Genomic DNA, 6,728 nt, shown 5'->3' with positions numbered 1-6,728 from the left:
ACACCACCCCCCAGGTCATTCGTTCGACAGGGGGGAACAGTCATGCCGGGCCCGGAGGCCAGCGGTCCTCTTGCAGGACCGCGGAAAACATAACGGGGGCGCATGGTCTCGCCGTCCGGCCGGACCCGTACCCGAGTGGATCGCGATCTTCCTCTGCCTAGTCTTCGGCTACGGCATCTCCTGGGCCTTCGATCGGATCTTCGATCGGATCTTCGGCAGGCTTCACTCGGTGGACGCGAGCGGCAAGCTCACCGACCACTGGCGGCTGGACCTCTCCGCCGTCGGCCAGGCCGACTGGATCGGTCCGCCGACCTTTCACGGGCCGACCTTCGAGTGGTCGGCGATCCTGGTCGCGCTCCCCGTCGTCATCGCCCTGGTCGCCGAGAACGCCGGACACGTCAAGGCGGTCGGCGAGATGACCGGCGACTCGCTCGACGACAAGCTCGGCCCGGCGATCTCGGCCGACGGCATCGGCTCGATGCTGTCCACCGCGGTCGGCGGCCCGCCCAACACCACGTACTCCGAGAACATCGGCGTGATGGCGGCCACGCGCGCGTACTCGACGGCCGCCTACTGGGCCGCCGCCGGCTTCGCCCTCCTCTTCGGCCTGTGCCCGAAGTTCGGCGCGATCGTGGCCGCGATCCCCGGCGGGGTGCCGGGCGGCATCACCGTCATCCTCTACGGCATGATCGGCCTGCTCGGCGCACAGATCTGGATCAACGCCAAGGTGGACCTGCGCAATCCGCTCAACCCGGCACGCTGGTCGTCATCACCGGCTACCACGCCCTGCGGGCGTTCGCCCCGGCCCACCTCAAGACGCAGGAACCCCTGCTCGACGGGGGGGGGACGCCGTCGTACGACGAGGAAGAGAGCGCTCAGCGCGCCAACTCGTAGGCGTACGACGGTGTGAACGTCCCCGGCGACCCCTTGCAGCCGTCCGACTCCCCCGGCAGCTTCACCCAGAGGTAGCCGTCGATGCGTGCCTCCCCGGTGTTCAGGGTCGGGGCCCGGCCGATCTTCCGTCCGGCCGGGTCGCACCACTCGCCTTCGGCCGGGGCGCCGTTGCCGTTGCGGCTGGTGTCGATGACGGCCCCCAGGCTCGACGGGCCGCCGAGGGCGTCGAGGACCTGTCGGTCGTAGGCGATCTCGGCGGTCGTGGTGTGGAAGTTGGAGACGTTGCTGAAGACGCCGTCGGAGGAGGCGGCCGAGGCGGCACCGGCCTGCTTGAGGAGCGCGGCCTGCTTGGCGGGGGTGTTCCAGCCGGAGTGGCCGGCGTCGTAGTAGACCCGGGCCCTGGGGTTCGCGGCCTTGAGGACGCGGCCCGCGCGGGCCAACGAGGCGAAGCGGCCGGCCCGTTCGCCCTCCGAGAGGCAGTCGGCCTGGGCGATCGAGTCCGGTTCCAGGACGACGACCACCTCGCCGGAGCCCAGCCCCGTGGCGAAGTCGTCGATCCAGGCGTCGTACGCGTCGAGGTCGGGAGCGCCGCCCTCCGAGGCGCCACCGCAGTCACGGCCCGGTATCGCGTACGCCACGACCACCGGGACCCGACCCTGCGCGGCGCCGCCCGAAGTGACCGCGCGGACCCGGGCGGTGATGGTCGCCGGGGTGTAGTCGGCGAACCACACGGCGGCCGGCTGGTCGGCGATGCGGGACTCTATGACGTCGGCGCGCGGGTCGTCGGGGTGGTCGCGCACCCAGTCGAGCACCTGGGACTCGGAATGGCGGTAGAGGCGGGCGGACACGGCGGTGGTCTGCTTCGACTCGGTCCTCGTCGGCGAAGGGGTGGGGCTCGCCTTCTTCTTGGGAGTCGGCGAAGGCGACGCACTGGCCTTCGTGGAGACGGAGGCCGACGGAACAGGAGGCAGCGGTTCCAGGGTCGGCGAGCTGGAAAGTTCGGGCCTGGCCTCGTCGGAGCCGCCCCGGTCGTCGAGCGCGGACATCATCCCGGCCGCGGTGCCGACGGCGACCACGACGGAGGCCGCCGCGACCATGACGCCCCGACCGGCGGCGCGCCTGTGTGCGGCACGACGTGCGGCGAGCCGCTGGGCACGTAAGCCTGCCACGCTCCTGGTCCCCTTCCCCCAACGGCGGGTCCGTTCCCCCGTTCTGGGGAAGCGTCGGGCCCGCCGGTACTCCGGCCAGCCTAGGACTGGGACCCTGCCCCCATGGCGCAATTGGAACAGTTCACCACTCCCGTAGACACGGTCGTCTCCCGTATGCGCGCCCTGGAGGCGGCTCTGCCCGAGCGGGACGGGGTCGCGGTCTTCAACCGCGTCTACCTCGCCGTCACCGAGGCGGTCGACCGGTGCGTCGACACCGGGCGGTTCGCCGACGCGCGGGTCGCGATCACGCTGGACGTGCGGTTCGCCGAGCGCTACCTGGCGGCGGTCGACGCGGTGTCCCGCGAGCGCCGCCCGCCCGCCTGCTGGCGGCCCCTGTTCCAGTTCCGCCGGCATCCCGGCGTACGACCGCTGCAGTTCGCGCTCGCGGGCATCAATGCGCACATCGGCCACGATCTCGCGCTCGCCGTCGTGGACACCTGTCGTACGCTCGGCTGCGAACCCGCCGACGTGGAGGACGAGTTCGACCGCGTGGGTGATCTCCTCGTCTCGCTGGAGGAGCGCATCCGCGAAGATCTGATGCCGGGCCCCGACCTCTTCCAGATCGCCGACCCGCTCACCCATCTGCTCGGCTCGTGGAGTCTGGAGCGCGCCCGGGACGCCACGTGGACCGCGGCGCGGGCGATGTGGGCGCTGCGCGGACTGCCCGACGTCGCCGCGGAGTTCACGGAACGGCTGGACACGGCGGTGGGGTTCGCCGGACGCATGATGCTCACCCCACTGCCCGACTGACCAGCTCTAGTCCTCGGGGAGTTCGACCGGAGCGATCTCGTCGTACACGTCGCCCGGCCCGGGGTTCGTCGGGTCCGTCTCTCCGCCGAAGTGGTGCATGACGCCCCAGACCGCGTTCAGCGCCGTCTGGATCGCACCCTCGGCCCAGCCGGCCGTCCAGGAGATGTCGTCGCCGGCGAGGAAGATGCCGCGCTTGTCCTCGGGCAGCCGGTCCTGCATGAAGTGGGTGAACAGGCGCCGCTGGTAGCGGTAGTGGCCGGGCAGGTTGGCCTTGAACGCGCCCATGAAGTAGGGCTCGTTCTCCCAGGAGACGGTCACCGGGTTGCCGATGACGTGCTTCCTGATGTCGACCTTGGGGTAGATCTCGCCGAGCGACTTCAGCATGACCTCCATCCGCTCGTTCGCGGACAGCGGCAGCCACTTCAGGCTGTCGTCGCACCAGGTGTAGGAGAGGCAGATGACGGCGGGCTTGTCGGGGCCGTCGTCGAGGAGGTAGGTCCCGCGCGTCATACGGTCGGTGAGGGTCATCGACATGACGTCCCGGCCGGTGTCCTCGTCCTTGTCCAGCCAGAACGGCCGGTCGACGGGGACGAAGAGCTTGGACGACTCCATGTAGTGCGTCCGCTCGATCGCCGTCCAGTGGTCGATCGGGAAGAGCGAGTCGTCGCAGGCGATCTTGGAGAGCAGCATCCAGGACTGGGCGGTGAAGATCGCCGTCTGGTAGGTACGGATGTCGCCGTTCGCGTCCGTCACGGTGATCTGGTTGCCGGCGGTGCGGTGCAGCCGGGTCACGGCCGGGCGGGGCTCGCCACCCACGTGCAGGCTCGCCAGCGAGGTGCCGTACGGCCAGTGCACGATCTTCTCCGGCTCGCGCTCCCAGAGCCTGAGCGGCAGCTGCTGGGAACCGCCGACGATGCCGCGGTGGTGGTCGTCGGCCTCGGTGTAGACGACCCTCAGGATCTCCAGGATGGAGTTCGGGAAGTCGGTGTCCCAGCCGCCGGTGCCGAAGCCGACCTGGCCGAAGATCTCGCGGTGCCGGAAGGACCTGAAGGCCTCGGAGTCGCAGAGGAAGCCGTAGAAGGTCTGGTTGTCGAGCTTCTCGACGAGCTTCGCCCAGATCTCCCGGATGCGCGGGACGTCCCGCTCGCGCATCGCCTGGTTCATGTCGGAGAAGTCGGCGCCCTCTTCGAGGCACTTGTTCCAGGCGGCGGCGACGTCCCGGTAGACCTGCGGCAGGTCGTCGATCGTCTCGGCGTAGTGCGACTCGCCCTTGAGGTCGACGACGGTCGAAGGGGTTGCCTCCGCAAGGGGGTTGGGGAATGCCTGTGTCTTCAGGCCCACCAGGTCGATGTAGTGCTGGAGGGCCGTGGAGGACGGCGGGAAGCGCATCGCGCCCATCTCGGCGGTGAGGGACGGGTCGCAGCCGTCGAAGCCTACGGTGCGCAGGCGCCCGCCGATCTGGTCGGCCTCGTAGACGACGGGCTTGAGGCCCATCTTCATCAGCTCGTACGCGGCCACGATGCCGGAGAGGCCGCCGCCGATGACCGCGACCTCGGTGCCGTGCTCGGTCGCCGGGATCTGGCCGAGCCCCGCCGGGTGGGCGAGGAAGTCGTCGTAGGCGTACGGGAAGTCCGGCCCGAACATGGTGATCGGCGGCTGCTGCTCGTCGGCGTGCTGGACGGCGTTGGGCACCGTGGACGTCATGGGGTACGGACTCCTTGCGACAAACGAAGTTTCAGGGGGCTGCTCAGACCAGGGACCCGTAGAGCCCGGGCCGGCGGTCCTGCAGATACGGGTTCGACTCGCGGGAGGCGGCGAGGGACACGGGGTCGGCGTCGGCGAACACCAGCTCCTCGCCGCGGCCGGCCCGGGCGCGGGCGACCCCGTCGGGACCGGCCAGCGCGGAGAGGCCGACGAAGTCGAACTCCCCTTCCTGGCCGACCCGGTTGACGTACGCGACGTACATCTGGTTCTCGAAGGCGCGCACCGGGATCATCGACTCGGCGACGAACTGGAAGGGGTGCATCTGCGCGGTCGGGACGATCAGGAGGTCGGTGCCGGCGAGGGCGTGGGCGCGGACGTTCTCCGGGAACTCGACGTCGTAGCAGATCATGAGCCCGACGCGGAGGCCGTTCAGTTCGGCCTGCACCACCGGCTGCTCGCCCGGTGTGAAGTGGTCGCGCTCGAAGCAGCCGAAGAGGTGGGTCTTGCGGTAGTTCGCGAGGCGGGTGCCGTCGGCGGAGATCAGCTGGGCGGAGTTGAAGACCTGGCCGGAGTCACGTTCGGGGTATCCGTAGGCGATCACGACCCCGTGCCGCGTCGCGATCTCCGCGATCGCGTCCGCCGAGTCGCCGTCGGCCGGCTCGGCGAGGCGGCCGATGTCGTCGCCGATCGCGTACCCGGTGAGGAACATCTCCGGCGCGGCCAGCAGCCCGGCGCCCGCGGCGGCGGCCCGGCCGGCGGCCTCGTCGAGAACCTTGAGGTTCGCGGCGACGGAGCCGGGGCGGCCGGAGCTCTGGAGCAGGGCGGTACGCATGCGTGATCCTCACCGGGCGGAAGGGTGGTTGTGGGGGCCATACAGACGGCCATGTAGACGGTACGGGCGGCGGGCTCGGGCGGACAAGCAGGAGCCGTTGCACGCCGGTGAACTGATCGTTGCGTGTGGTGCCCGTCCGGCGGCGATTCGTTGCGTGGCCTCATCGGCGCCTCCTGGGTGCCCGCACCAGAACCGCCGTCACCAGGTACGGCACCGCGCACAGCGCGAAGACGGTCTCGTGCCCGAGCACGGGTCCGAGGGCGCCGTACGCGCCGTAGACCCCGATGGTCACCGCCTCGGTGCCGAGGCCCGCGACCGAGGTCAGGGTGGCCCGGCCGGTGTCCTCGATGCGCTGCTGGAGCCGGGCGTCGGCCAGGACGGTCGCCAGCTGGAAGCCGCCGAAGGCGAGGGCGATCAGGGCGATGCCGGCCGGGGTCCCGGTGATCGCACCGGCGGCGAGCAGCAGGGCCGAAGCCGCGAGCAGCGCGGCGAATCCTGTGCGGCCCAGGCTCTCGGCCGCCCCCGAGAGCAGGCTCCCGGCCGTGACGCCCGCCCAGATCAGCACCAGCAGGTAGGGGACGGCCGCGTCGGGTACGCCGGTCTCCCTGACCAGCAGGGGCGTGTACTCGTCGAGCGCGCCCCACACCGCGGCGACGGCCGGGACGAGCAGCAGGGCGCCTCGGACGGAGCGGTCGTGGCGTGCGTGGGCGAGTCCGCTGCGCAGGGTCGCGGCCCAGTGGTCGCCCTCGCCGCCCGGCGTCCGGTGCTCGGGGAAACGGGTCGCCGCCGCGGCGCAGAGCAGACAGGCCAGCACGCTCGCCGCGCCGACGGCCGGGTAGCCCCCGGCCGCGAGGACCGGCCCGGCCAGGGCCATCGCCGTCATCACGGCCACCTGGCCCGCCGCCTGGGCCCGGCCCATGACACGGGCGTACCGGTCCGCCGCGCCGAGCAGCTCCAGCTCCTCGTACACCAGCGCCTCCAGCGCGCCGGAACCCAGCGCACCGCGCGCACCCCACAGGACGAAGCCGGCGGCGAAGGCCCAGTACGACGGGAAGATCACCCACAGCGCGAAGCCGACCGCGCCGAGGAGCGGGCCCAGCCACAGCAGCAACCGGCGCGAGACGGCGTCGGCCCAGGCGCCGGAGGGAATCTCCAGCAGGACGCCGGTCAGCGACCACAGGATGAACAGGGACGAGATCTGCCGTACGGACAGCCCGGTGTCCGCGAACAGCAGCGCGTACACCGGGTAGAGCAGCACGAACTCGTCGAGGAACGCGTACGCGTAGAGCGTGGCGGTCAGTCGACGGACGTCGGAGCCGGTGGTGGATCAATGTCGTCGG

Annotated in this window: 5 protein-coding genes and 1 pseudogene; 2 read left to right on the top strand and 4 right to left on the bottom strand. The window is 71.1% G+C overall.

The annotated features are described in order from the left end of the window. Window positions 1-97: 97 nt before the first annotated feature. Window positions 98-894, top strand: a pseudogene (locus IG08_RS54955) (uracil-xanthine permease family protein); the annotation flags it as partial. Here IG08_RS54955 and IG08_RS0142670 read toward each other — a convergent pair. After that, window positions 876-1,991 (bottom strand): glycoside hydrolase family 6 protein, encoded by a 1,116-nt coding sequence (locus IG08_RS0142670; RefSeq protein WP_030616397.1) that lies wholly within the window; start codon window positions 1,989-1,991, stop codon window positions 876-878. The pseudogene IG08_RS54955 and the gene IG08_RS0142670 overlap by 19 nt on opposite strands. 174 nt (window positions 1,992-2,165) lie before the next feature. Between IG08_RS0142670 and IG08_RS0142665 the strand changes: the two genes are divergently transcribed. After that, window positions 2,166-2,852 carry a DUF5995 family protein gene (locus tag IG08_RS0142665; protein ID WP_030616395.1) on the top strand — a complete coding sequence of 229 codons (687 nt, stop codon included), beginning with the start codon at window positions 2,166-2,168 and terminating at the stop codon, window positions 2,850-2,852. A gap of 6 nt (window positions 2,853-2,858) precedes the next feature. Here IG08_RS0142665 and IG08_RS0142660 read toward each other — a convergent pair whose 3' ends face one another. From IG08_RS0142660 to IG08_RS0142650, 3 genes are all read right to left on the bottom strand, one after another. After that, complete coding sequence (locus IG08_RS0142660) at window positions 2,859-4,556, bottom strand: flavin monoamine oxidase family protein (RefSeq protein WP_030616392.1); 1,698 nt, start codon at window positions 4,554-4,556, stop codon at window positions 2,859-2,861. A 43-nt stretch (window positions 4,557-4,599) separates the two neighbouring features. Further along, window positions 4,600-5,388, bottom strand: coding sequence for a carbon-nitrogen hydrolase family protein (locus IG08_RS0142655; RefSeq protein ID WP_030616389.1), 789 nt, complete (start codon window positions 5,386-5,388; stop codon window positions 4,600-4,602). A 160-nt stretch (window positions 5,389-5,548) separates the two neighbouring features. Further along, window positions 5,549-6,688: an MFS transporter gene (locus IG08_RS0142650; RefSeq protein ID WP_052425098.1), complete on the bottom strand. Its 1,140-nt coding sequence runs from the start codon at window positions 6,686-6,688 to the stop codon at window positions 5,549-5,551. Window positions 6,689-6,728: the final 40 nt, after the last annotated feature.

The organism is Streptomyces fulvoviolaceus, from assembly GCF_000718165.1.
GTDB classification, from domain to species: Bacteria; Actinomycetota; Actinomycetes; order Streptomycetales; family Streptomycetaceae; genus Streptomyces; species Streptomyces fulvoviolaceus.
Note: the sequence above shows the minus strand (reverse complement) of the source record. Positions and strands in the feature narration are given on the sequence as shown.

Bases quoted from the DNA above. Each gene is read 5' to 3' on its own strand.
- IG08_RS0142670 (WP_030616397.1), bottom strand. From the start codon at position 1,991: ATGGTCGCGGCGGCCTCCGTCGTGGTCGCCGTCGGCACCGCGGCCGGG.
- IG08_RS0142665 (WP_030616395.1), top strand. From the start codon at position 2,166: ATGGCGCAATTGGAACAGTTCACCACTCCCGTAGACACGGTCGTCTCC.
- IG08_RS0142660 (WP_030616392.1), bottom strand. From the start codon at position 4,556: ATGACGTCCACGGTGCCCAACGCCGTCCAGCACGCCGACGAGCAGCAG.
- IG08_RS0142655 (WP_030616389.1), bottom strand. From the start codon at position 5,388: ATGCGTACCGCCCTGCTCCAGAGCTCCGGCCGCCCCGGCTCCGTCGCC.